Origin of the sequence: Micromonospora sp. NPDC048063, from assembly GCF_043202855.1 — a bacterium.
Classification (GTDB): Bacteria; Actinomycetota; Actinomycetes; order Mycobacteriales; family Micromonosporaceae; genus Micromonospora.
On record NZ_JBIDBG010000012.1, the window covers coordinates 111,226 to 132,354 of the forward strand.

Consider the following 21,129-nt stretch of genomic DNA (forward strand, 5'->3'; position numbering starts at 1 on the left):
GCCGACGAGCTGATGAAGCCGAGCGGGACGGCGTCGGGCGGGACGTCGACCCGTACGGGGTCGACCGGAACGGGGTCGACCGGAACGGCGTCGACCGGAACGGCGTCGACCGGAACGGCGTCGACCGGAACGGCGTCGACCGGAACGGCGTCGACCGGAACGGCGTCGACCCGAACGGCGTCGACCCGAACGGCGTCGACCCGAACGGCGGATGGCGTTGACGGCGCGGAGAGGGTCGACGACCGAGTGCGCGAAGGCTCGCGCGACGTCCCCGGGGCAGCCGGCGTTTCACGTGAAACGGCTGCCCTCTCGTGGCGCCCGGACGGTGCGGATCGGGGCCGAAAGTTATCCACACCAGTTATCCACAGCCGGGCCTCGTTTCACGTGAAACCCCGCGTGAAACCCGTTGCTGGCCTGTGGATGACGGGGTGTGTTCCGGGTCTCAGCACCCTGTGGATAGCTGTGGACAAGCCCCTTGGGCGGCCACCTCGGGACGGTCGGCACAGAGCCGCCGTCGGCTCTTTCGGGTAGGGACACCGGTGCCGGAAGCGGTTAGTGTCAGCGTCGTGCGCGACACCCCTCCCTCAGTCCCGGACTTCGCCCAGTGGCCGTCCTTCCCCTTCGAGGGCGACCTCCGCGTCAAGCAACTCGATGATCCGGTCCCGGTCGAACCGCCCCGCAAGGGCGAGGGGCACCGGGAATGCACGGCCTGCAACGCCCCCGACGACGCCTACATCTGGGTGGGCGAGCGCTGGCGGGTGCGCGCCATGGACCGCCCCACGGGGCTGCCGATGGTGCTGATCCTGGAATCCCGCTCGCATCTGGACCTCGGCGACCTGCCGAACCTGCTCGCCGCCGAGCTGGGAGTGATGACCGTACGCCTGGAACGGGCGATCCGGTCCCTGGACGGGGTCGCGAGGGTGCACGTCAACCGCTGGGGCGACGGCTCGGCGCACCTGCACATGTGGTTCCTCGCCCGGCCCTACGGTCGACTCCAGCTCCGCGGGACCTTTCTCTCCCTGTGGGACTCGATCCTGCCGCCCATCTCCGAGGCACAGTGGCGAGAGAATCTCGCCCTGGTCGCGGCCTGGCTCGCGGAGTTCGGGGGGCGGACCCTGGCCGAGCCGTCGCGCATCCAGTGGCAGGCCCCGTCCAGCTTCACCGGGCAGCTCTCGCCTGGGGACGACGCCCCCACCGGCGAGGCGGTGTCCGTGATCGAGTCCGCCGAGGAGGCGTACGTCCCGGCGGCCGACAGCCGGGAGGCCGACGACGCCGCTCCGGAGGGCAGGCAGTCCGACGACTGACGCGGCACGGGCGGCCACCCGAGGTCGCGGGGTGGCCGCCCGTGCCGGCGGAAGGAACGGAGGGTCAGGCCCGGCGCTTCGCGGCGCGCGCCACCAGCGTCCCGATCATCTTGCCGAAGTCCAGACCGGCGGCCTGCACGGCGAGCGGCAGCAGGGAGGTCTCGGTCATCCCCGGCGAGACGTTGACCTCCAGCACGTGCGGCTGCCCCGCCGCGTCCACGATCAGGTCGACGCGGCTGAGGTCGCGCAGGCCGAGCGCGGTGTGGGCGGCCAGCGCGACGTCGGCGACCGCACCGGCCACCTCCGGCGCCAGTCGCGCCGGCGTGTGCCACGTCGTCCGGCCGGCGGTGTAGCGGGCGGCGTAGTCGTACACCCCGTTGCGGGGCACGATCTCCACCGCCGGCAGGGCCTGTGGCCCGTCGCCCAGGTCGACCACGGAGACCGCCACGTCCATGCCGGGCACGTACCGCTCGACCAGCGCCGTCTGGTCGTACGCGAAGCAGCCGACCATCGCGGCCGGGAGGGACGCGGCGTCCCGGACGACGGCGGCGCCCAGCCCCGAACCGCCCTGGGCGGGCTTCACCATGAGCGGCAGCCCCAGCCGGTCGACGATGCGGTCCAGCACCGCCACCGCGCCCAGCTCCGAGAAGCGGTCGTGCGGGAGGGCGACCCAGTCCGGGGTGGGGATGCCCGCCTCGCGGAGCACCGCCTTGGCCGACGGCTTGTCCCAGGCGAGCCGGGACGCGCGGGCGTCGCACCCCACGTACGGGACACCGCAGAGGTCGAGCACGCCGCGCAGCGAGCCGTCCTCGCCGGTCGCGCCGTGCAGGGCGATGACGACGGCGTCCGGCGGGTCGACGGTCAGGGCCGGCAACAGGGTCACGTCGGCGTCCCGCAGCTCGGCCTCCATCCCGACGGCGCGCAGCGCGTCGAGCACCCGGCGGCCGGACCGGAGCGAGACGTCACGTTCGTAGGAGAGCCCGCCGGCGAGCACCAGCACCCGCAGGTCGGCGGTGACGGCGGAGTCGGTCACGACGGAACGGTCGGCAGCGGTGGGAGCCATGCCGGAATCATGCCAAGTCGGGACCCGGCGTGTCCGAGCCGGCCTGCCCCCGCCGCGATCCGGGGCGGCCGACCGCGCCGAACACCCGCCGCATGGCGATGTCCTGCTCCATGACGCCGGCCAGCCGGCGCACACCCTCGCGGATCCGCTCCGGGGGCGGGAAGGAGAAGTTGAGCCGCATGTTGCCGCTACCCGTGCCGTCGGCGTAGAAGCCGGTGCCCGGCACGTACGCCACACGCGCGGCGATGGCCCGCGGCATCATCGCCTTCGAGTCGAGGCCGTCGGGGAGGGTCGCCCAGACGAAGAGGCCGCCGCCCGGCGTCGTCCAGGTGGTGCCCGCCGGCATCAGGTCCTCCAGCGCGGCGAGCATCGCGTCGCGCCGTTCCCGGTAGACCTCGCGGTAGACCTTGAGCTGCTCCCGCCAGGGCATGGTGCCGAGGTAGGTGGAGACGGCGGCCTGTGCGTAACCGCTGGGGCAGAGGATCTGCGCCTCGCTGGCGATCACCAGCTTGTCGCGGACGGCGTGCGGCGCCAGGATCCAGCCCACCCGCAGGCCCGGGGCGAAGGTCTTGGAGAAGGTGCTGAGGTAGAAGACCCCGTCGCGGCGCCGCGCGCGCAGCGGCGCGGGCGCGTCCCCCTCGAAGCCCAGCTGACCGTACGGGTCGTCCTCGACCACCAGGAGGCCGGCGCGCTCGCAGATGTCGAGCACCCGTTCCCGCCGCTCCTCGGTGAGCGTCACGCCGGTCGGGTTCTGGTAGGTGGGGATGGTGTAGAGGAACTTCACCCGGCGGCCGGCGCGCGCCTGCTCGGCGATGGCCGCCTCCAGCGCCTCCGGGACCAGCCCGTCGTCGTCCATCGGCACGTGCACCACCTGCGCCTGGGCGGCCTGGAACACCCCGAGCGCGCCGACGTAGGTCGGGCCCTCGGCGAGCACCACGTCACCCGGGTCGAGGAAGAGCCGGGCCACCAGGTCGAGCGCCTGCTGCCCACCGACGGTGACGACCACGTCCTCCGGGGAGGCGCCGCAGGCGGCGTCGATGCCGGAGAGCGCCATCACCTCGCAGATCCGCTCGCGCAGCTCCAGGGTGCCCTGACCGATGCCGTACTGGAGGGTGGTGACACCGTGCTCGGCGCCGAGCCGGCCGAGCATCTCACCGACGGCGTCGAGTGGCAGCGCCGCGATGTAGGGAGCGCCGCCGGCGAGCGAGACCACCTCCGGCCGGCTGGCCACCGCGAAGAGCGCGCGGATCTCCGAGGCGGTCATGCCCCGCACACGGCGGGCGTACCGGTCGGTGTAGTCGTCGAGCGTCGTGCCGGTCATGACATCACCTCGATGGCTGCTCGGGTGGATCCCGCCCCGGCGTACCCGGGACACCGGCGACCATGGCGACGCGGGACGCCGGGTGTCGATCCTAGTCGCCCCTGCCAGGAAGGCCGCTACGACGTGACCAGCGTCCACATCGCGGACCACCGGTGGCCCTCCCGGAGGCGGTCATTCGTGCGTCCCCTCCCGTGGCGTCCGGAACCGGCGTACGATCGCTCGTCGGGGGCAGGAAGGCGGCGTTGTCGTTCCGTGCCGGTCTCACCTCCGAGCCTAATGTGGGGATGCGCCAATGTCGCGACGTCTGGTCAGCTTGACCCTCGACACCCTGGAGGACGTGCCCCGTCCGTGCCGGCAGTGCGTCTACTGGGAGCTTGACCCGGTTTCGGCGGACCGGGCCTGCGCCGCGGGCGACCCGGGGCTGGAGAAGGAGGCATGGGTCTCGCAGACGCTGCTGGAGTGGGGGTCCTGCGGCAAGCTCGTCTACGTCGACGGCATGCCGGCCGGCTACGTCCTGTACGCCCCGCCGGCCTACGTGCCCCGCTCGATGGCGTTCCCCACCTCCCCGGTCTCGGCCGACGCGGCGCTGCTGATGACGGCCAACGTGGTGCCCGCCTTCGCCGGTGGCGGGCTGGGCCGGATGCTGGTCCAGGGGGTCGCCCGGGATCTCACCAAGCGCGGCATCAAGGCGATCGAGGCGTTCGGCGACGCGAAGTTCGGTGACGCGGCGGACCCGGCCGGCACCTGCGTCGCCCCGGCCGACTTCTTCCTCTCCGTGGGCTTCAAGACGGTCCGCCCGCACCCGCGCTTCCCCCGCCTCCGGCTGGAGCTGCGCACGGCCCTGAGCTGGAAGTCCGACGTCGAGTACGCGCTGGAGAAGCTGCTCGGCTCGATGAGCCCCGAGACGCTGCTCCGCCCGGTCCGCCCGGCCCCCGCCACCCGCTCCACCGCCGGCTGACCACGCCGACCGCCCACCCGGTCCACGACAGCATGGGCCGCTGCCCGGCCCATGACCGTCCGGCGTACGCCCGTCCGGCCGCCGTTCAGTCCACCACCGTGCCGGCGGCCACGACCGCCCGCAGCTCGCTCACGTCGATCGAGCCGGTGGGCACGTCCCGCTCCACGGGGAAGAACATCCGCTGCACCGCGGCCACGACGGCCTCGGCCACCAGGTCCCGGAACCGGGGGTCGACCAGCCGGGCCCGGTCGCCGGGCGAGGTGAGGTAGCCGACCTCGACGCGTACGGCCGGCATCCGGGTCAGCCGGAGCAGGTCCCACGCCTTCGCGTGCGTACGACAGTCGCGCAGCCCGGTACGGGCGACGATCTCCCGCTGCACGAGCCCGGCGAGCCGTTCCCCGGTCGCCGAGGTGACCCCGTTGTCGGTGCCGTAGTGGTAGGTCGCGACGCCCTCGGCCGCCGGGTTGGCGTGCCCGTCGAGGTGCAGCGAGATGAACACGTCGGCCCCGAGCGAGTTGGCCAGCCCGGCCCGGTCGACGTCCGGCAGGCAGTCCTCCGGGGCCGGCCCGCGGGTGAGCTGCACCCGGACGCCGGAGGCGGCGAGCCGGCCCTCCAGCCGGCTGGCCAGGTCGTGCACCAGGTCCGCCTCGGTCCACCGCAGCCGCCCGTCCGGCACCACCACGCCCGGGTCGGTGCCCCCGTGACCGGGGTCGACGACCACGGTCCGCCCCACCAGCGTCGGGCCGGACTGCCGGATGGCGTCGGACTCGCGCAGCCACTGCGGCCGCCCGCCGACGACCTTGCGCCCGAGCCGGCGCAGCGCGTTCATGGTGTGCGGCCCGCACGAGCCGTCGGGCGTCAGCCCGACCTCGCGCTGGAACTGGGCGACCGCCCGCGAGGTCCGTACGCCGTAGATCGCGTCCGCGCGACCCACGTCGTACCCCATCTCCAGCAGTCGTTCCTGGAGCGACCGGACGTCCTCGCCGGTGAGCGGCTCGGGGACCGAGTGGTAGAGGGTGCGGGCGCCGAGCCGCCAGCGGGCGGCGTCCAGGGCCCGCCAGGTCTCCGCGCCGACCCGGCCGTCCACGCTGAGCCCCCGGGACTGCTGGAAGGCCCGGACGGCCCGTTCGGTGTGGGCGTCGAACTCGTCGACGTCGGGTGCCATCGGCGCGAGCAGGTCGAGGCCGGTCAGCACCGTACGGATCTCGGTGACCGCGGGTCCACGGTCACCGGGTCGGATCGGACGCACGCACGACCCCCTCTGCACGGACGCTGGCTGGCCGGGCGGCCCCGGGGTTGAGGTTATGCGTTCCGGGGACCTCAGGTGGGCGCGCCGGGAAAAGACGTCGACCCCGTCCCCCGGGCGGACCGGGTACGGGGTCGACGTGCGTACGTGCAGATCAGAGCGCCGATTCGATGAGCCTGACCAGCTCACCCTTCGGCTTGGCGCCGGCGATCGACTGCACCGGCTCGCCGTTCTTGAACACGGTGAGGGTCGGGACGGACATCACCCGGTACGCGCGGGCGGTCTCCGGGTTCTCGTCGATGTTGAGCTTGACGATGGTGACCTGGTCGCCCATCTCGCCGGCGATCTCCTCCAGCAGCGGCGACACCTTGCGGCACGGCCCGCACCACTCGGCCCAGAAGTCCACCAGAACCGGCTTGTCGGACTTCAGCACGTCGGCGGCGAAACTCGCGTCGGTGACCGACTTCGTTGCTCCCACTATGACCCTCCTCCGGAGTTTTCGGTTGTTCAGCCCTGCAGCGTGGCGATGAAGCGCTCGGCGTCCAGCGCGGCGGCGCAGCCCGTACCGGCGGCGGTGATGGCCTGCCGGTAGGTGTGGTCCACCAGGTCACCGGCGGCGAAGACACCGGGCACGCTGGTCCGGGTGCTCGGCGACTGGACCTTCACGTAGCCCTCGTCGTCCAGCTCCACCTGACCCCGGAAGAGCTCGCTGCGCGGGTCGTGGCCGATGGCCACGAAGACGCCGGTGACGTCGAGGACCTTGGACTCGCCGGTGTGCGTGTTGCGCACCCGTACGCCCGAGACCTTGCCGTCGTCGCCGAGGATCTCCTCGACCACGGTGTTCCACTCGACCTTGATCTTTTCGTTGCCCAGCGCCCGCTCGGCCATGATCTTGCTGGCCCGGAAGGAGTCCCGGCGGTGGATGATGGTGACCGACTCGGCGAACCGGGTGAGGAAGCTGGCCTCCTCCATCGCCGAGTCACCGCCGCCGACGACCACGATGTGCTGGTTGCGGAAGAAGAAGCCGTCGCAGGTGGCGCAGGACGAGACACCGTGGCCCAGGTACTCCTGCTCGCCGGGGACGCCCAGCGGACGCCACGCCGAGCCGGTGCTGAGGATGACGGCCCTCGCCCGGTAGGCGGTCTGACCCACCCAGACGGTGCTGACCGCGTCGGAGCCGACGCTGCCGGTGTCCTTCAGCTCCACCCGCGTCACGTCGTCGGTGAGGAACTCCGCGCCGAACCGCTCGGCCTGCTTGCGCATGTTGTCCATCAGCTCGGGGCCGAGGATGCCGTCGGCGAAACCGGGGAAGTTCTCCACCTCGGTCGTCGTCATCAGCGCGCCGCCGGACTGCACGCCCTCGATGATGAGCGGCTTGAGGTTGGCGCGCGCCGCGTAGACCGCCGCCGTGTAACCGGCCGGCCCGGAGCCGATGATGATCAGGTTGCGGACCTCGTCCACTGCCGTCTCCCGATAGGTGTTGTTCGCCATCGGCGCGCGCACCGATGCCGATCCGATGCCGACGCCCCTCGCGGTGCCGGCAGTCTGATGTGCAGAACGTCATCGTAGGAACCGGGGATTCCCGAGCCGGTCATCCGGTGGGTCAGGTCACGTGGACGGTCAAACGTCCGGTGGCCGCGAATTCACCCTACCCGCGTGCGGTAGCGGCTGTCCGAGCCGGATCCGGGCACCCCGCAATCCGGTCCGCTCACCCAGGCCCAGTGGGCGCCGCTGTTGTCGGTGAACCGGACGACCAGCGCTGGGCGGCCCTGGAACCGGGCGTAGTCGACCACCTCGACCACCAGCGGCCCGCCGCCGTGCTCGGCGCCGATCTCGTCGATGCAGTCGCTCAGCGAGGCCGGGTCGGTGAGCCGGTCGAGGCCGACCACGTCGCCGGGCAGCCGCCCACCCTCCGCCTGGGCATCGGGCCGGGGGCCGGCGCTGAACTGCTGTGCCCTCATCGTCGGCGAGACGTCGGCCAGGGACTCGGGTTTGTAGTCCCTCCCACTGCGGAGTGTGGGCTCGCCCGCCCGGAACGGCGTGCCGGCGGGGCCGGCGACCTCCGGTCTGGTCGGCCGGGACAACGCCGTGTCCGCGGCGCCGTCCCCCTGCTCCCCGGTGAACTGGCCGATGCCCAGCCCGACCGCCGCGATCGACGCCGCGGCGAGCGCGACCGGGCCAGCCAGCCGGGACCAGCGGCGGCGCCGCCGGCCCGGCCCCGTGGTCGCGCCCCGGCCGGGCTCCGAGCGGGGTACGCCGGCAGGGCGCCGCGCGGACCCGCCGAGCGGCTGCGCCGGCACAACCCCGCCCGACCTGCCCGTTCCCGGTTCGTCGGCCGGCACCGCGTCGCCGCCCCCGGAGGGGGAGCCGACGGCCTCGGAGCGGGCCGGCTCGGAGTCGTGCGGCTCGGGATGCACCAGATCGGAGCGGGCCGGCGTCGGGTCGAGCGGGCCGGAGTCGGGCGCGGGGGCGTTGGCCAGGGCCGCGACGAGCCGGTCGGTGACGTCCGTGGGCATCTCGGGGGCGGGGCCGGCCCAGGCGGCGGCCAGGTCGGCCCGGACGCTTGCCAGGGCCGGGGCGAGCAGCGCGTACGCCTCCGCCCAGGCCGCGTCCTCGTCGACCAGGCGGGCGACGCGTGCTTCGTCCGGGGTGCCGTCCAGCGCCCCGCCGACGTAGTCGGCGAGCAGGTCGTGGTCGACCTCTCCGAACCCCCCGGCCGTCACGCGTCCTCCTGGTGGGCATCCCGCCGGGACCGTCCCGACCCCGATCGGACGCCCTCGGGCGGTCGCGGGTTCCCTCCGGTGACGGCCGGCACGTTGGGGCCCGCCGCCGGGGCGGACTGCGGCGACTCCTGCCGCTGCGGAGCGGGGCCCGGCGGCTCGGACTGCTGCGGGGCGGGCCGGGGGCGCAGGTGCCCGAGCTGCGCCGCGAGGCGGGCCCGGCCCCGGGCGCACCGGCTCTTGACCGTGCCCTCGGCGACGCCGAGGATCCTGGCCACCTCGGCCACCGGGTAGCCCTGCACATCCACCAGGATCAGCGCCGATCGTTGCTCGGCCGGCAGCCCGGCGAGTGCCTGACGGACCACCAGCGCCGTGTCGTGGTCGTGGACGGGAGCCGCCGGCTCGACGCCGCCCGTGGCGGATTCGGAGCCGCCGTCCCGGACACCGTCCGGCAGCGGGACCGTGGGATGCGCCTGCCGGCGCCGGATCCGGTCCAGGCAGGCGTTCACGACGATCCGGTGCAGCCAGGTGGTGACCGCCGAGTCGCCCCGGAACCGGCCGGCGGCGCGGTGGGCGGACAGCAGCGCGTCCTGGAGGGCGTCGGCGGCCTCCTCGCGGTCGCCGAGCGTCCGCAGCGCCACCGCCCAGAGGCGGTCGCGGTGCCGGTGGAACAGCTCGGCGAAGGCGTCCCGGTCGCCCGCCACGTGGGCGTGCAGGAGTTCCAGGTCCGTCGGCCCGGCCGGCGGCACCGACGACGCGACCGGTGGGCCGCTCGCTCCGCCCACCGGTCCACCGCCCGTCCGCTCCCCGCGTACGCCCATCACCACGTCCGGCGGGTGCGGTGCCCTGGGCGCGGCGGCCGGCTCACGATCCCTGGACCGTGATCTCCTGGACGCCGACCTTGTAGCCGCGCTCGCTCGGCGGCAGCTCGGTGATCCAGAGCAGCAGGTAGCGGTACTTCTTGTCGGCGTCGAAGCCGTTGAAGGTCATCTTGGTGCCGTCGTGCTCCTCGAACGGCTGCCCGATCGGCGTCTTGTACTCCGCGACGAGCTGGGCGTCGCCGGAGGCCGACGAGGGGGGGTTGGAGGTCCCCGTGAGAAGCCGGGCGGAGGCGCCTCGGGCGGAGAGCAACACCTGCACCGACTTGACGGTGTGCTCCTCGCCCAGGTCGACCCAGACGCCCATGCCCTTCTTCAGATTGCCGAAGTTGGGGCGGTTCTCGTAGGTCTGGGTCTCCCAGCCCTTGTCCTCGTCGCCGTCGTACACCCGGTCGGCGTTGCGGAGTTCCGTGCGGTCGCCGTCCGGATCGATGATCCGGGCACCGCTGATCTTCAGCTCCCGCACCGTGGTGGCGGCCGGGGTGGCGTCGGCGCCGGGCGCGTTCGACGAGGGCGCGGCCACCGGGGTCTGTGGGCTCTCGTCGCCCCCGCCCAGCGCGCTGATGCCGATCAGCAGGCCCACCAGGGCGACTGCCAGCAGGCCGGCGATGCCGATGGCGACCTTGCGACCGCCGGCTGCGGCCAGCGGGGACGGCTCGTCGGCGGTGTCGGCGGCGAAGCGCAGCGGGCCGGTGTTGTCCAGGAACTGCTCGTCGGCCGGCACGTCCAGGCGGGCCAGCTCGGCGGCGAGCACGTCCGACGAGGGCGGCGCGATCTCGGCGTCGAGCAGGTCCATGGTGAGGTCGTCGAGGTACGCCGGCACGCCCGCCCGGACCTGCCGGGGGGCGGCGATCGCGCCGGCGGCGTCGCGGACGGCGTCGGGGATGGCGGCCCGGCCGTGGCCGGCGGTGGCGCCGCGCAGCGGGGCCTCGGCGTGCGGCCAGTGCCCGGTCAGGGCGAAGTAGAGGATCCCGCCGATCGCGCGCACGTCGCTCTGCTGGCTGTCGTCGCCGTCGGTACGCGCGTCGGCCAGCACCACCCGGCCGTCGTCACTGATCATCACCGTGCCGGGGTGGACGTTGCCGTGCACCATGTCGGTGGCGTGCACGGCGGCGAGGGCGCTCGCGACGGCGTTGCCGATGGTGGTGGCCCGGGCCGGGTCCAGCGGGCCGTCGGCGACCAGCTCGCGCAGGGACCGCCCGTCGACCCACTCGCGCACCACGTACGCCCGCTCGGCCTCGTCGATCGCGTCGTAGACGCCGACCAGGTTGGGGTGGATGACCCGGCTCGCCGCGACGGCGCCCTGGAGCATCTCGGTGGCGGAGTCGCCACCCGGGTAGCGCAGCACGACCGCGACGGGACGGCGCAGGATGACGTCGACGCCCCGCCAGACCAGCCGACCCGCGCTGTCGTTGTTGATGTGCTCGACCAGCTCGTAACGCTCGGCGAGGATCTCACCGGCCGTGGGAGCACCGAAGGTCATGACGTGCGGAGCGCTCTCCTCCGCCTCCTGACCCTCGCCGACCTGGGTCACCCGTCCTCCCTCGGTGATCGTGTCGATCGATGGACCCGCGCTGCTGGGCATGTGGCTTCCCGCTCTGCCTTCGAAGGAACCGGCCGACCGGTGTCGACGCGGAGCGTCGGCGCCTGCCGTACCCGTCGAGAGCGACCTTACCCGGGTTGGCGGTCTCCCCGACATGTCATCTTCGCGCCGCTCCCGGGTCGGGCTGCCAGCCGGCGATCAACTTGTCCGGTTGCGACCGTTGTCAGCCACGTTGCTGGCACATGTACTAACCAATCTAGACGTTGACCGCAAGTGCTCGCCGGAGGGGTTGACCTGTGTGGCGGCGACGCCGACGCCCCCGGTTCCCTCCGACCGTGCCGCCATGCTCATCCGTACGGCTGGTTATCCACAGGCCCGTCCGGCGTCTGAGCCGTGATTCGTGGAGTTATCCACAGGCGCATCCCCAGGCTGGTGATCCTCGTTCACAGAGCGTGCAGACCATCCGCGGGTCGTCGGCCGGCGCCCGAGCGCGGCGCGTCAGCGGCCCAGCCGGCGGCGGACCATGCCGACGACCTCGGTGATCTCACCGATCCGCAGCGCCATCGCGAGCCCGAGGTAGGCCCCGCCGATCACCGCGCCGCCGACCACGAGCTGGATGATCGCCTCCAGGCGGGTTGGCGTGTCGTCGCCCGGCAGCAGCGCGACCACCAGTAGACCGGCCAGCGCCGCGCCGAGCGCGGCGACCGCGACCCGGCCGAGAGTGCGCATGATCCCGCCGAGCCCGATCCGGCCGACCCGGGGACGGAGCAGCCAGGCGGAGGCGATCGCGGCGGCCAGGTAGGAGACGGCGTTGCCGATCATCATCCCGGCGGCCGCGAAGTGGGCGGCGAAGGCGGCGAAGAGGACGATCTGGACGCCGATCCGAAGCGCCACCACCGGGATGTTGATCAGCGCCGGGGTCCGGGTGTCGGGGAGCGCGTAGAAGGCGAAGGTGAACAGTTGGCTGACCGCGAACGGCACCAGCGCGAGCGCGGCCACCAGCAACACCACCGAGGTGTCGGCCGCGTTGTCGTCGCTGAACGCGCCGTAGCGGAACAGCACCACCGACAGCGGCGTGGCGAGCACGGCGTAGCAGACGGCAATCGGGGCCAGCACCGCCGAGACGGTCCGGGTGCCCCGGGACAGGTCGGCGGCGAGGTCGGCGTAGCGGCCGTCGGCGGCGGCCGCGCTCATCCGGGGCATCAGCGCCGTGATGATCGAGACGGCGATGATGCCGTGCGCCATCATCAACAGCAGGAAGACGTTGTTGTAGATCAGTGCGCCGGCGTCGCCGTCGCCCGCCCGGTTCAGCAGGTTGAACAGCACGATCAGGCCGACCTGGCTGACCGCGACGTAGCAGAACATCCACCCGCCCAGGCGGCCCAGCTCGGCCAGCCCCAGGGCGCGGAAGTCGAAGCGCAGCTTCCACCGGAAGCCGACCTTGCGCAGCGCCGGCAGCAGACCGGCGGCCTGGATGGCCACGCCGAGCAGCGTGCCGCCGCTGATCAGCACGATCCGCCCGGGGGTCATCTGCTCCGGCCGGATGATGTCCGCGCCGAAGATCGCGATGTAGAGCCCGGCGGTGCCGATCACCACCAGGTTGTTCAGGATCGGCGCCCACATCGGCGCGGCGAAGTGCCCCCGGGTGTTGAGCACCGCGCTGATCAGCGCGCTGAGGCCGGTGAAGAAGATCATCGGCAGCATCAGGTACGACAGGTTGGTGACCAGGTCCTGGTAGTCGGTGCCGCGGTTGTCGCTGGTGTACAGCTCAGTCAGCCAGGAGGCGGCGAGCACCGCGAGCAGCGCGGCCCCGGCCAGAGTGACCACCGCGAGGGTGAGCAGCCGCTGGGCGTACGCCTGACCGCCGTCCGCGTCCGCCTTGCGCCGGCGTACCAGCACGGGGATCAGGACGCTGGTGAGGATGCCGCCGAGCAGGAACTCGTAGACCATCCCGGGCAGGATCTGCGCGGTGGTGTACGCGTCACCGACCAGCGCGCCGCCGAGCGCGGCCGTCAGCACCAGGGTGCGCAGGAAGCCCGTACCCCGGCTGACGAGGCTGCCGATCGCCATCACCGCGCTGTTGGTCGCGGCGCTGGCCTCGGCCACCTGCTCCTGCGGCGGCGCGGTCGACTCCATGGCCGGCTGGTTGAGCGGCTCGGCGGAGATGAACGTCGCGCCGTCCGACGGCCGGCCGGGCGCGGCGCCGCCCTGGGCGGCGTTCGCGCTGCGGTAGAGACCGCCGCTCATCTTGTCGCCTCCAAGGCAGAGGGGGTACGTCCGAGCCGGGCACGGGCCCGCACGTCACAGACGATAGTCAACGGTTGCCCGATACCCGCGCCCGGCGGACCGCATCCCCGCCGGGACCGATAGTCTGGCGCTCCCATGTCCGAAGCCTCCGCTCCCCACGCCGCCGACCGCCGCGAACTCACCGCCGCGCAGCGCAACGCCGTCGCCGAACTGCTCCGGGTCTCCCCGGTCGCCGACGAGCTGGGCCGCCGGTTCGCGCGGGCCGGCCACGAGCTGCACCTGGTGGGCGGCTCGGTCCGCGACGCCCTGCTCGGCCGCCTCGGCGACGACCTCGACTTCTGCACCGACGCGCACCCGGACGAGACCCTGCGCATCGTGCGCGGCTGGGCCGAGTCGATCTGGGAGACCGGCCGGGAGTTCGGCACCATCGGCTGCCAGCGCGACGGGCTGCGGCTGGAGATCACTACCTTCCGGGCCGAGGCGTACGACCAGGTCAGCCGCAACCCGATCGTCGAGTACGGCACCGACCTCGCCGAGGACCTGCGGCGGCGCGACTTCACCATCAACGCGATGGCGGTCAGCCTGCCCGAGCACCGCTTCACCGACCCGCACGGCGGGCTGGACGACCTCGCCGCCAAGGTGATCCGCACCCCGGGCACGCCCGGGGAGTCCTTCGGCGACGACCCGCTGCGGATGCTGCGCGCCGCCCGGTTCGCGGCCCAGCTGCGCTTCGCGGTGCACCCCGACGTCCACGCGGCGATGACCCTGATGGCCGCCGACCTGGACCGGATCACCGCCGAGCGGATCCGCGACGAGTTCACCAAGCTGCTCTGCGGCGCCGACCCGATCACCGGGCTGCGGCTGCTGGTCGACACCGGGCTCGCCGAGCGCTTCCTGCCCGAGCTGACCGGGCTGAAGCTCACGATCGACGAGCACGCCCAGCACAAGGACGTCTACGAGCACACCCTCACGGTGGTGAGCAACGCCGTCTCGTACGAGACCGACGGGCCGGACTTCGTCCTGCGGATGGCCGCGCTGATGCACGACGTCGGCAAGCCGGCCACCAAGGCGGTGGGCCCGGACGGCCGGGTCAGCTTCCACCACCACGAGGTGGTCGGGGCCCGGCTGACGAAGGCCCGGATGAAGGCGCTGCGCTACCCCAAGGAGATCACCTCCAAGGTCACCGCGCTGGTCGCGCTGCACCTGCGGTTCTACGGCTACGGCCGGGGCGAGTGGACCGACTCGGCGGTGCGCCGCTACGTCGCCGACGCCGGCGACCTGCTGCCGCGCCTGCACAAGCTGACCCGGTCGGACTGCACCACCCGCAACCGGCGCAAGGCCGCCCAGCTCGCCGCGGACTATGACGCGCTGGAGGAGCGGATCGCCCGGATCGCCGCCGAGGAGGACCTGGCGAGGGTCCGGCCCGACCTGGACGGCAACGCGATCATGGAGCTGCTGGGCGTGCCGCCGGGGCCGGTCGTCGGGCGGGCCTGGAAACACCTCAAGGAGCAGCGCCTGGAGCGCGGCCCGCTGGACCGCGACGAGGCCGAGGCGGAGCTGCTGCGCTGGGCCCGCGACGAGGGCATCGTCGAGTAGTCGGCCACACGACCAGGGCGCCGCCCCCGGCCGGGGACGGCGCCCTGTCGCGACAGCGGCCACACCGCTGCCCCGGTGGCGTCAGCGGGTCTCGACCGCCGTGGCGTCGACCGACGGCTTGCCGTTGCCGGACGCGGACGACGCCGAGCCGAGCTTCGCCAGCAGGCCCGCCAGGTCGATCCCGGTCAGGTCGCTGCCGAGCTGGAGCCCCTGGGCCACGTTGCCCGCCACCGACTTGGTCAGCGACGAGGCGCCGTCGGTGGAGATGACGGTCATCTTGTCGATCGCGCCGATCGGGGCGCTCGCCGCCTCGACCACCTGCGGCAGCACCTTGACCAGCAGGTCCAACACCGCCGCCTCGCCGTACGCCGCGAACGCCTCGGCCTTGCGTGCCATGGCGTCGGCCTCGGCCTGGCCCTTGGCCAGGATGGCCGCGGCCTCGGCCTGGCCCTCCCGCTCGACCGCCTCGGCGATGGCGGAGCGGCGGCGCTGCTCGGCCTCGCCCTCCTTGGCGCCCTCGATCGCGTTTGCCTCGGCCAGCGCGGCCCGGCGGGCCCGCTCGCCCTCACCGGTGAGCCGGGCCTGCTCGGCGGAGGCCTGGGCGGCGGCGATGACGGCCTGCCGCTGCGCGTCGGCGTTTAGCACGGCCGCGTTGCGGGCCGCCTCGGCCTCCTGCTCCACCTTGTACCGGGCCGCGTCGGCCGGCTTGCGCACCTCGGTGTCGAGCTGGCGCTGCTTGAGCTCGGCGTTGCGCTCGGCGACCTTCTGCTGCTCGGAGAGGATCGCCTGGTCCCGCTCGGCCTGGGCGAGCGGCCCGGCCGCGGCCGACTTCGCCTTGGCCGCGTCGATCTCCGCCTGGATGGCGGCCTGCTTCAGCGCCAGGTTCCGGTTGGCCTCGGCGATCACCTCCTCGGCGAGCAGCCGCTCCTGCTCGGCCTGCTGCCGGGCCCGGGCCTCGGCGATGGACGCGTCCTTGAGCACCCGGGCGGCCTCCGGCCGGCCCAGGTCCTGAAGGTAGGAGCCCTCGGCCAGGATGTCCTGGAGCTGGAAGGTGTCCAGCACCAGGCCCTGGTTGGTCATCGAGTGCTCGGCCTCCTCGGCGACCGCGCTGGCGAACGCCGCCCGGTCCCGGATGACCTCCTCGATGGTGAGCCGGCCGACGATCGAGCGCAGCGCGCCGGCGAGCACCTCCCGCGTGAAGTCCTCGATCTCGTCCTGCTGGTGCAGGAAGCGCTGGGCGGCGGCACGGATGGCGTCCTCGGTGCCGCCGACCTTGACGATCGCGACGCCGTGCAGGTCGGCGCGGATGCCCTGCTTGCTGACCGCGCCCTTGATGCCGACGTCGATCCGCCGGCTGGACAGGTCGAGCGACTGGAGCTTCTGCACCACCGGCAGGACGAAGACGGACGCGCCGAGCACGACCTTCTGCCCGGACATGTCGGTGGACCGGCCGCCGTCGGCGGTCTGCGTGGTGCGGCCCTTGCGGCCGGTGACGATGAAGGCCTCGTTCGGCCCGGCGACCTTGATCCGGGAGAGGACGAAGAGCACGAGCACGATGACGAGGAGGACCGCGCCGCCGATGGCGATGAGAAGGGGCATGTGACCGTCCTGATCTGCTATGAGGGGGTTCAGTAGGTTTCGACGTGCACGCTGGTCTCGCTGAGCGCCTCGACCACGAAGATCTGGGCGCCGACCGGGATCGGTCGGTCGGCCCGGGCGTTCAGCTTGACCGGCTGGCCGGCCACCCGGACCCGGACCTCGCCGTAGCCGTCGGCGGGCACCGGGGTGACCACCAGGCCGAGCGCCCCGACCAGGTGGTGGCGGGTGGGGGTGGGGTCGGTGCGCATGTCGCGGGCAGCCCGGCTCAGCCGGGACGCGGCCCACGCGGTGGGCACGGCCGCGACGAGGCCGCCGGCCAGCGCCACCGCGATCATCCCGGGGGTACGCCCGCCGAGCAACTCGTTGGCGATCGCGGCGCCGAAGCCGAGCGCCCCGGTGAACCCGGCGACCGCCTCGACCGACACGGGACCGTCGAAGTCCGGGTTGCCGAAGTGCAGCAGCTCGGCGCCGAGCAGGGCGAGCGCCAGCACCGCGACGCCCGCGCCGCCGATGATGAGGAAGATCAGTGTCCCCGTGGCCACGACCCGCACCGTACCGATCTGGCGCAACGTGCCGCCGAACTCGCCGGACACGAATCTAGCTGTTGACAAGATTCCGGCGAGCGGTCAATCTTGACATTGACAAGACGGAGGTTTCCATGTCCTCGGCAACCCTGACCACCGCCGGCATCCTGCTGATCACCGTCGTCACGGTGGCGTACGGCGGGCTGACCCTGCTCATGCACCTGACCCGGCGCAAGGCCGGCTACCTCGACAACCCGGTCCGCCGGGGCCTGTGGACCGCCGGCCACGCGCACGCCGGGGTGCTGGTCCTCTTCGCGCTGGCCGTGCTGCCCTACGTCGACCAGGCCGACGCGTCCGACGGCACCCGCACGCTCATCCGCGCCCTGCTCGTGGCCGCGCCGATCCTGATGCCGCTCGGCTTCTTCCTCTCGGTGGCCCGGCCGCAGGACACGAAGCCCAACAAGCTGATCTGGCTGACCGTCGCGGGCGGCGCCAGCCTCAGCGCCGGTGCCCTGCTGCTCGGCTTCACCCTGCTCTGAGCCCCGACGGAGGCGGCTCGGGACCGGAGCCGCGCCGCCCGCCCGTCCTCCGGGCGGGCGGCGACCGACTCAGCTACGAGTGACCAGGCCGGTGTCGACCACGTACTCGCCGCCGTGCACGGCGAAGAACTCGGCGCTCGAGGTGAGCAGGTACGGGTCGGACTGGTACGTGGTGACCATGTCCGAGTCGGTGGCGTCGTCACCCACGTCGGCGGCGGTGCGGCCGTACGTGCCGGCAGCCTCGACCCAGACCAGGTAGAGCAGTTCGGTACGGGTGGTCAGCGACCACGTGCCGTCGGGGTTGACGGTGGCCGTGCCTCCGCCGGTGGTCTGGTTCTGCCGGGCCCCGACCCGGACGCTGAGCACGCCGTCCGGGCCGGCGCCGATGCCCGGCTCACCCTCGTCGCGCTGCCCGTCCCGGTCAAGGTCGTGCCAGACCACGCCCCGGACGACGCAGGTCCCGGAGATCGCCACGGTGACCGAGCTGGTGTTGTTGGTGGTGTCGGACTCCTGGCGCTGCGGTGCGATCGTCGCGGTGATCGGCACCCGGGAGCCGGGCTGGGCGCCGGCCACCACGAACGGCAGCGAGAGCCGCTGGGCCCGTCCGGCGGCGGGCAGGGCCGGGTGGGCGCAGGTGTAGCTCGCCTCATCCACCACCGCGCAGTTCCATCCGTCGGTGGCCGTGAGCGCCGTCGTACGCAGCCCCGCCGGCACCGACACAGTGACGCTGAGCGGGTCGGACTCACCGGTGCCGCCGTTGCGCACGTCGATCTGCGCGCGGAAGGTCTCGCCCTCCGCCGGGTTGTAGTGGTCGGTCATCAGCAGATCGACGAACAGGTCGGGCTGGGTGCGTCCGGCCGCCACCGCGTCGGCCGGAGCGAGCGCCGCCGTGGCCCCGAGCAGGGCGAGGGTGGCGGTCGAGGTGGCGAAGATACGTCGGATCGAGCGGGACAGGGGATGGGATCGCATGGCGTCCTCACGTCGCAGGGCCGGCCCTCCCGGATGGTGAGGACCGGAGCGGAGATCAACTCCACTTATCCGGCGTCGTCGATGTCCGTGGCGTTACGCGGTTGTCGGAACCGCTTCGCCGTCACGGCGCTGTCCGGCCGTCGACCGTGTCGGGCCGCCGGGGACAATGGGTGGATGCGCTGGACCGTGCTCGACTCCCCGATCGGCGAGTTCTCCATCGCCACCGACGGAACACACGTGTGCCGGGCCCACTTCGGCCGGGTCGACACGGCCGACGAGGAGCCGGGCGACGAGACGGCCCGGCAGGCCGTGGCGGAGCTGCGGGCGTACTTCGCCGGCGAGCTGACCGAGTTCGCGGTGCCGCTGGCGGTGCCGGGCGGTTCCGACTTCGAGCGTGGCGTCTGGCGGGAGATGACCCGCATCCCGTACGGGGAGACGCTCACCTACGGCGAGGTGGCCCGGCGGCTCGGCGACCAGGGCGCCGCCCGCGCGGTCGGGGTGGCCTGCAACCGCAACCCGATCCCGGTGCTCGTGCCGTGCCACCGGATCGTCGGGGCGGGCGGCAAGCTGGTCGGCTTCGGCGGCGGCCTGGACCGCAAGGTGAAGCTGCTCGAACTGGAGGCCGGGGTCGCCCTGCAACGCGCCTGGTCCTGACGCGGGGCTGCCCCGCGCCCGGCTGGTGCTGATCTGGGGCGGAGCCGGCCCGCCGGCACCCCCGCGAGGTCAGCCCGGGGCGGGCAGGCAGCCGCCGTCGGCGATGCGGGTGCCGATCTCCACGGCGACGTCGCCCGCCCGGACGCTGCCGAACACGCACGCCCGGCCGGTCCATCCCGCGAAGAGCAGGCCGTCACCGGGGCCGAGGTCGAGCCGACCCGGCGGCCGGACGGTGACGCCGGCCAGCCCGGTCGCGGCGACGGCCCGCCGGACGGATTCCTCCCCGGGGTCGTCCCGGCCACCGACGGTCAGCAGGTTGAGGCGCCTCAGCACCTCCGCCGCGCAGGCTCGGGCACCGCTGGCCGCCTTTGCGTCGAGCGTGCCGCGCTGCCGGAAGGCGTCGTTGGCCGCCTGCTGACGGCGGAACTCCTCGCGCCGCTGCTCGTCGGTCAGCGGCTGTCCGCTGCCCGGTCGGCTCGGCGTGGCGGTCGCGGTACCGGGCCGGGCGACCTCGCCGGGGCGGGCGACGGGGGTTGCCGCGCGGACGCAGCGGGCTTCGGTGATCGCCGCAGAGGTGGCCGGGAGGGCCGACGCCGCGCTGTTGCTTGAGGCTGGACCGGTGCCTGGACCGGTGCCCGGAGCCGCGCAGCCGGCGAGGACCGGAAGGAGCACGGTGCCGGTGACCGCGCCGATCGCCCATCGTGCCGCTCGGCGGCGGCCGGGGCGTGGGACGGACGTCACGGCGGTCAGCCTAACCGCGCGTCGCCGATCGCTCGACCCCGTGTGACACCGGTGGTCGTCGCGCGTACGGCGGTGGGAGAGCCGGACGCGGCGAAGGCCGGGTCCGTGCGGACCCGGCCTTCGGTGGTGCTGGTGGTCGGCGCGTCAGCGCTCGACGTCACCGGCGATGAACGCCTCGACGGCGGCGTGCGCGTCGTGGTCGGCGTACTGCACCGGCGGGGACTTCATGAAGTACGACGAGGCCGACAGGATCGGGCCGCCGATCTTCCGGTCCAGCGCGATCTTCGCGGCGCGGACGGCGTCGATGATCACGCCGGCCGAGTTCGGCGAGTCCCACACCTCGAGCTTGAGCTCGGCGTTGAGCGGGGTGTCGCCGAAGGAGCGGCCCTCCAGGCGGATGTACGCCCACTTGCGGTCGTCGAGCCACGGCACGTGGTCCGACGGGCCGATGTGCACGTCGCTCTTGCTCATCTCGTGCGGGATCTGGGACGTGACCGACTGGGTCTTCGAGATCTTCTTCGAGACCAGCCGGTTGCGCTCCAGCATGTTCATGAAGTCCATGTTGCCGCCGAAGTTGAGCTGGTACGTGCGCAGCAGCTCGACCCCGCGGTCCTCGAAGAGCTTCGCCAGCGCGCGGTGCACGATGGTGGCGCCGACCTGGCTCTTGATGTCGTCACCGACGATCGGCAGGCCCGCGTCCTCGAACTTCTTCGCCCACTCGGGGTCGGAGGCGATGAAGACCGGCAGGGCGTTCACGAACGCACAGCCGGCGTCGATCGCGGCCTGCGCGTAGAACTTGTCGGCCTGCTCGGAGCCGACCGGCAGGTAGGAGACGACGACGTCGACCTGCGCGTCGCGCAGCGCCTGCGCCACGTCGACCGGCTCGGCGTCGGACTCCTCGACGATCTCGCGGTAGTACTGGCCCAGACCGTCGAAGGTCGGGCCGCGCTGCACGGTCACGCCGGTCGGCGGCACGTCGCAGAGCTTGATGGTGTTGTTCTCGCTGGCGACGATCGCCTCGGCGAGGTCCATGCCCACCTTCTTGGCGTCCACGTCGAACGCCGCGACGAACTGCACGTCCGAGACGTGGTAGTCGCCGAAGGTGACGTGCATGAGACCCGGGACGCGGTCGTTCGGGTCGGCGTTCCGGTAGTACTCCACGCCCTGCACGAGGGACGAGGCGCAGTTACCCACACCGACGATGGCGACGCGGACGGAGCCCATAGC

The 21,129-nt window shown here is 73.1% G+C and carries 18 protein-coding genes and 1 pseudogene; 5 read left to right on the plus strand and 14 right to left on the minus strand.

The annotated features are described in order from the left end of the window. Window positions 1-566: 566 nt before the first annotated feature. A pseudogene (locus ACGFZ2_RS25660) lies at window positions 567-1,160 on the plus strand (hypothetical protein); the annotation flags it as partial. A 208-nt stretch (window positions 1,161-1,368) separates the two neighbouring features. Here the strand turns inward: ACGFZ2_RS25660 and ACGFZ2_RS25665 are convergent. Together ACGFZ2_RS25665 and ACGFZ2_RS25670 are read right to left on the minus strand one after the other, a co-directional pair. Then, the gene (locus ACGFZ2_RS25665; protein ID WP_393457646.1) at window positions 1,369-2,367 is read right to left on the minus strand and encodes a D-alanine--D-alanine ligase; all 999 of its coding nucleotides are present in this window, start codon (window positions 2,365-2,367) and stop codon (window positions 1,369-1,371) included. Window positions 2,368-2,374: 7 nt separating this feature from the next. After that, window positions 2,375-3,688 (minus strand): PLP-dependent aminotransferase family protein, encoded by a 1,314-nt coding sequence (locus ACGFZ2_RS25670; protein WP_393457649.1) that lies wholly within the window; start codon window positions 3,686-3,688, stop codon window positions 2,375-2,377. 292 nt (window positions 3,689-3,980) lie between these two features. Between ACGFZ2_RS25670 and ACGFZ2_RS25675 the strand changes: the two genes are divergently transcribed. Continuing rightward, the gene (locus ACGFZ2_RS25675; RefSeq protein ID WP_357450258.1) at window positions 3,981-4,646 is read left to right on the plus strand and encodes a GNAT family N-acetyltransferase; all 666 of its coding nucleotides are present in this window, start codon (window positions 3,981-3,983) and stop codon (window positions 4,644-4,646) included. 85 nt (window positions 4,647-4,731) lie between these two features. On the opposite strand, the gene ACGFZ2_RS25680 is transcribed toward ACGFZ2_RS25675, so the two are convergent. From ACGFZ2_RS25680 to murJ, 7 genes are all read right to left on the minus strand, one after another. Continuing rightward, window positions 4,732-5,895 carry an N-acetylmuramoyl-L-alanine amidase gene (locus ACGFZ2_RS25680; RefSeq protein ID WP_393457652.1) on the minus strand — a complete coding sequence of 388 codons (1,164 nt, stop codon included), beginning with the start codon at window positions 5,893-5,895 and terminating at the stop codon, window positions 4,732-4,734. A gap of 151 nt (window positions 5,896-6,046) precedes the next feature. Then, window positions 6,047-6,370 (minus strand): thioredoxin, encoded by a 324-nt coding sequence (gene trxA, locus ACGFZ2_RS25685; RefSeq protein WP_132235478.1) that lies wholly within the window; start codon window positions 6,368-6,370, stop codon window positions 6,047-6,049. 29 nt (window positions 6,371-6,399) lie between these two features. Continuing rightward, window positions 6,400-7,353, minus strand: a complete 954-nt coding sequence (trxB, locus tag ACGFZ2_RS25690) for a thioredoxin-disulfide reductase (protein ID WP_393260640.1) — start codon at window positions 7,351-7,353, stop codon at window positions 6,400-6,402. A gap of 182 nt (window positions 7,354-7,535) precedes the next feature. Then, window positions 7,536-8,615, minus strand: a complete 1,080-nt coding sequence (locus tag ACGFZ2_RS25695; protein WP_393259527.1) for a hypothetical protein — start codon at window positions 8,613-8,615, stop codon at window positions 7,536-7,538. Then, window positions 8,612-9,433: an RNA polymerase sigma factor SigM gene (gene sigM / locus ACGFZ2_RS25700; protein WP_393457655.1), complete on the minus strand. Its 822-nt coding sequence runs from the start codon at window positions 9,431-9,433 to the stop codon at window positions 8,612-8,614. The genes ACGFZ2_RS25695 and sigM overlap by 4 nt, the downstream gene beginning before the upstream one ends. Before the next feature lie 43 nt (window positions 9,434-9,476). Next, the gene (locus tag ACGFZ2_RS25705) at window positions 9,477-11,075 is read right to left on the minus strand and encodes a protein kinase family protein (RefSeq protein WP_393457658.1); all 1,599 of its coding nucleotides are present in this window, start codon (window positions 11,073-11,075) and stop codon (window positions 9,477-9,479) included. Window positions 11,076-11,531: 456 nt separating this feature from the next. Further along, complete coding sequence (gene murJ / locus ACGFZ2_RS25710; RefSeq protein WP_393457660.1) at window positions 11,532-13,280, minus strand: murein biosynthesis integral membrane protein MurJ; 1,749 nt, start codon at window positions 13,278-13,280, stop codon at window positions 11,532-11,534. A gap of 135 nt (window positions 13,281-13,415) precedes the next feature. On the opposite strand from murJ, the gene ACGFZ2_RS25715 reads away from it, so the two are divergent. Beyond that, window positions 13,416-14,876 carry a CCA tRNA nucleotidyltransferase gene (locus ACGFZ2_RS25715; RefSeq protein ID WP_393457662.1) on the plus strand — a complete coding sequence of 487 codons (1,461 nt, stop codon included), beginning with the start codon at window positions 13,416-13,418 and terminating at the stop codon, window positions 14,874-14,876. Window positions 14,877-14,957: 81 nt separating this feature from the next. Here the strand turns inward: ACGFZ2_RS25715 and ACGFZ2_RS25720 are convergent, their stop codons facing one another. Beyond that, on the minus strand, window positions 14,958-16,475 hold the full coding sequence (locus ACGFZ2_RS25720; RefSeq protein WP_393457665.1) for a flotillin family protein: 1,518 nt from the start codon (window positions 16,473-16,475) through the stop codon (window positions 14,958-14,960). A 29-nt stretch (window positions 16,476-16,504) separates the two neighbouring features. After that, window positions 16,505-17,026: a hypothetical protein gene (locus tag ACGFZ2_RS25725; RefSeq protein ID WP_393457786.1), complete on the minus strand. Its 522-nt coding sequence runs from the start codon at window positions 17,024-17,026 to the stop codon at window positions 16,505-16,507. Window positions 17,027-17,133: 107 nt separating this feature from the next. Between ACGFZ2_RS25725 and ACGFZ2_RS25730 the strand changes: the two genes are divergently transcribed. Continuing rightward, window positions 17,134-17,538, plus strand: a complete 405-nt coding sequence (locus ACGFZ2_RS25730; protein ID WP_393457668.1) for a hypothetical protein — start codon at window positions 17,134-17,136, stop codon at window positions 17,536-17,538. Window positions 17,539-17,607: 69 nt separating this feature from the next. Here ACGFZ2_RS25730 and ACGFZ2_RS25735 read toward each other — a convergent pair whose 3' ends face one another. Beyond that, entirely contained in the window at window positions 17,608-18,507 is a 900-nt protein-coding gene (locus ACGFZ2_RS25735) for an SdrD B-like domain-containing protein (protein WP_393259515.1), read from the minus strand. A gap of 174 nt (window positions 18,508-18,681) precedes the next feature. On the opposite strand from ACGFZ2_RS25735, the gene ACGFZ2_RS25740 reads away from it, so the two are divergent. Further along, window positions 18,682-19,161, plus strand: coding sequence for a methylated-DNA--[protein]-cysteine S-methyltransferase (locus ACGFZ2_RS25740; RefSeq protein ID WP_393259513.1), 480 nt, complete (start codon window positions 18,682-18,684; stop codon window positions 19,159-19,161). A 69-nt stretch (window positions 19,162-19,230) separates the two neighbouring features. On the opposite strand, the gene ACGFZ2_RS25745 is transcribed toward ACGFZ2_RS25740, so the two are convergent. Together ACGFZ2_RS25745 and ACGFZ2_RS25750 are read right to left on the minus strand one after the other, a co-directional pair. Further along, window positions 19,231-19,902, minus strand: a complete 672-nt coding sequence (locus tag ACGFZ2_RS25745) for a hypothetical protein (RefSeq protein WP_393457670.1) — start codon at window positions 19,900-19,902, stop codon at window positions 19,231-19,233. 144 nt (window positions 19,903-20,046) lie between these two features. Continuing rightward, entirely contained in the window at window positions 20,047-21,126 is a 1,080-nt protein-coding gene (locus ACGFZ2_RS25750) for an inositol-3-phosphate synthase (RefSeq protein ID WP_393259510.1), read from the minus strand. Between the last annotated feature and the right edge of the window lie 3 nt (window positions 21,127-21,129).

Bases quoted from the DNA above. Each gene is read 5' to 3' on its own strand.
- ACGFZ2_RS25665 (WP_393457646.1), bottom strand. From the start codon at position 2,367: ATGGCTCCCACCGCTGCCGACCGTTCCGTCGTGACCGACTCCGCCGTC.
- ACGFZ2_RS25670 (WP_393457649.1), bottom strand. From the start codon at position 3,688: ATGACCGGCACGACGCTCGACGACTACACCGACCGGTACGCCCGCCGT.
- ACGFZ2_RS25675 (WP_357450258.1), top strand. From the start codon at position 3,981: ATGTCGCGACGTCTGGTCAGCTTGACCCTCGACACCCTGGAGGACGTG.
- sigM (WP_393457655.1), bottom strand. From the start codon at position 9,433: ATGGGCGTACGCGGGGAGCGGACGGGCGGTGGACCGGTGGGCGGAGCG.
- ACGFZ2_RS25705 (WP_393457658.1), bottom strand. From the start codon at position 11,075: ATGCCCAGCAGCGCGGGTCCATCGATCGACACGATCACCGAGGGAGGA.
- murJ (WP_393457660.1), bottom strand. From the start codon at position 13,280: ATGAGCGGCGGTCTCTACCGCAGCGCGAACGCCGCCCAGGGCGGCGCC.
- ACGFZ2_RS25715 (WP_393457662.1), top strand. From the start codon at position 13,416: ATGTCCGAAGCCTCCGCTCCCCACGCCGCCGACCGCCGCGAACTCACC.
- ACGFZ2_RS25720 (WP_393457665.1), bottom strand. From the start codon at position 16,475: ATGCCCCTTCTCATCGCCATCGGCGGCGCGGTCCTCCTCGTCATCGTG.
- ACGFZ2_RS25730 (WP_393457668.1), top strand. From the start codon at position 17,134: ATGTCCTCGGCAACCCTGACCACCGCCGGCATCCTGCTGATCACCGTC.
- ACGFZ2_RS25735 (WP_393259515.1), bottom strand. From the start codon at position 18,507: ATGCGATCCCATCCCCTGTCCCGCTCGATCCGACGTATCTTCGCCACC.
- ACGFZ2_RS25740 (WP_393259513.1), top strand. From the start codon at position 18,682: ATGCGCTGGACCGTGCTCGACTCCCCGATCGGCGAGTTCTCCATCGCC.
- ACGFZ2_RS25750 (WP_393259510.1), bottom strand. From the start codon at position 21,126: ATGGGCTCCGTCCGCGTCGCCATCGTCGGTGTGGGTAACTGCGCCTCG.